Annotated in this window: 4 protein-coding genes; all 4 read right to left on the bottom strand. The window is 72.8% G+C overall.

Annotated features, from left to right (window positions below; all coding sequences use genetic code 11):
* On the bottom strand, window positions 1-579 hold a 579-nt coding region (locus HF519_RS29885; protein WP_312860432.1), incomplete at its 3' end, for a globin domain-containing protein.
* Window positions 580-707: 128 nt separating this feature from the next.
* A complete protein-coding gene (locus tag HF519_RS29880) occupies window positions 708-1076 on the bottom strand; it encodes a hypothetical protein (protein WP_169416296.1) in 369 nt (122 codons plus the stop codon).
* Window position 1077: 1 nt separating this feature from the next.
* Window positions 1078-1602, bottom strand: a complete 525-nt coding sequence (locus HF519_RS29875; protein ID WP_169416295.1) for a universal stress protein — start codon at window positions 1600-1602, stop codon at window positions 1078-1080.
* A 249-nt stretch (window positions 1603-1851) separates the two neighbouring features.
* The coding region (locus tag HF519_RS29870; RefSeq protein WP_169416294.1) for a PucR family transcriptional regulator at window positions 1852-2400 on the bottom strand (549 nt) is incomplete at its 5' end.

Here is a 2400-nt window from a genome sequence, read left to right as displayed (position 1 = left end):
GGACTGAAAGCGCCACAGGCCGGGTCGTTGGGGGATCTCGATGCTGAGGTACTGGCCGGGGTGGTGGGGCAGCGGCTCGAGGGTCTGCACCACGATGCCGGCGAGGTCGGCGGCGAGTCGCTGGTGTTCGACGACGCGACCCAACCACAGCGCCGGTCCGCGGTCGGCTGCGGCGGCGGCGAGCATCTCGTGGGTGGCTGCGGTGTAGGCGCTGGCCCAGGCATGAGCGAGCGAGGGGGTCCACGAGGGGCCGTGGATGTGTTCGAGGGCGATGAGCAGGGCCCGCCCGGCGGCGTCGTAGTGTGCGGCGGTAAGGCCGTGTTTGCGGTGATCGCGTCCGAGATCGGCGAGTCGGTCGGTGAGTTCGCGGCGCTGATCGAGGCGGTGCAACAGCCAGATCAGCGTGTCGGCCAGCGGCGCGCGACGGCCGTTCGGGTCAAGCGGGAACAAGGTGCGCAGCCCGGGGGCGTGCTCAAACAGTGTCTGGTAGAAGCGCGCGGTCAGCTCGTCGGTGCAGTTCTCGACCCGGGCGCGGCTGCGCCTGAGCAGGTCGAGCTGCGTCTGGTCCAGGGTCTCCACACCGCGAGCGCGACGCGGCCGCCCGCGCGGTCGCGTGCCGCCGCGGCTACCTGCGGGCCTCGTGTCGGCCGACGCTGGGGAGCCCGCCCTGGCGGCGCTCGGGGCCTGGGAGCTTGCCGGGTGGTACATCAGCGCCAGCCGAACTGGGCGGGGGTTCCGGCCACGGCGCGGCGGCAGGTGGCGAGCTGCTCGGCGGTGGGCGCCAGCATCGCGTGCGCCCCCGCCGCGGCGCCGTACTCGGCACGCACCGCACGATCGGCTGCCGTGCCGGCGATGCGCACGAGCTGGTCGGCGCCGACCGGGGCGCGCAGCAGCAACGAGTAGGTCCAGAGACGCACTGGTGATCCACCTTGCCGTTGGGTGAGTTCGGGTATGACGTTGAGCTCGCTGCTGTCCGGCAGGTGGGTGGCGATGGCGGTCAGCACGAGGGCTTCGGCGTGAGTGCGCGCCACGTCACGGGGCAGTCGCAGCCGCAGCAACGCAGCGACGACGCCCATGTCAGGCCCCCTTGTCCGCGACGGCCCAGTCCACGATGACCCGCTGCAGCTGACGGGCGCCCTGTTTGCCCCGGGCCAGCATCGGCGCGGTGCGAGCCATCTCGGGGGCGGGCACGACCAGGACCGGGCATTGGGCCTGGCGCAGGCACTGGCGCGCGGTGGGCGGGATGGTCCAGCGGCCGGGACGCCCGGCCCCGAGGACGAGCAGGTCGGTATCCAGGTGGGCCAGCCGTGGCAGCCGGTATCCGGGGTGGCCCTCGACGACCACGGTGCGCAGGTCGATGTCGTCTGGTGCCCCGCCCATCGCGTCGTCGAAAGCCTGCGTCATGAGCTGCAGGCACGTGATGACACCCGGCTTGTGCGCGGTGGCGCGCATGGACTCCAGGTCGTTGCCGGTCTCCCAGACGTGGACGGCGTAGAGAACGGCGTCGCGCTCGCGTGCGGAGTCTGCGGCGACCCGCAGCGCCTGCAGGTTGGTCAGCGTTCCGGTCACGCCGACGATCACCCGCTTCCGGGCAGACGTCATCGCTTCTCCTCCCTTCGCTTCCGATCGACCCGACAACTCGCGGCAGCGTGAGGCCGGGTGACGGGCATGCGGGTGTCGGCGGGGGGACTGAGGAGGACACCCGCATGCCCCCGGTCCAGGCACTTCCTGGACAACACCCACGATGCCGGGGAACGCGTTCCGGGGCAGGGGCGGTGACGCGCCAACTATGCACCCGCGAATCTGCCGGGCCTCGGCAACTAGGGCTGTGGAGGGTCGGCCGCGTGCAGGTCAGGTGGGGTCGGGTGCGGGGAGGTCGCGTTGGGGCCAGCCGAGCAGACGGGCGCCGAGTACGGCGGCGTGCACGGTGAACCGCTGTGCGGGGTCGGTCGGGTCGTAGCCGGTGAGCTCGGCGATCCGCTCCAGCCGGTAGGTGACCGCGCGTACGGACAGGTGCAGCCGGCGCGCAGTCTCGGTGACCACGCAGCCGGTGGCGAAGTAGGCGTCGAGGGTGTTCAGCAGCGGGCCGGCGCCGCCGCGCGCTCGGGCCAGGGGGCTCGCGACGGCGTGGACCAGATCGGTGATGGCGGGTTGGTCGCGCAGCAGGACGCGATAGATGAGCAGGTCCTCGGCCCGCACGACCGGCATGTCCAACTGCAGGCGCACCGCCATGCCCAGCGCCTCGCGGGCCTCCTCGTAGGAGCGGGCGATGCCGTAGGAGCCCGGGTAGGGCCGGCCCACGGTGATCCGCCACGGGCCGCCTCGCGGGGAGCGGCTCAGATCGGCGTGCATCAGTTCGCCCAGGCCGCTGCGGGGGGTGGGGGGTCCACCGGGCGACGG

This window comes from Pseudonocardia bannensis (assembly GCF_012911875.1).
Lineage (GTDB): Bacteria > Actinomycetota > Actinomycetes > Mycobacteriales > Pseudonocardiaceae > Pseudonocardia > Pseudonocardia bannensis.
The sequence above is the reverse complement of the archived record's forward strand: the minus strand, read 5'-3'. Positions and strand labels throughout refer to the sequence as shown.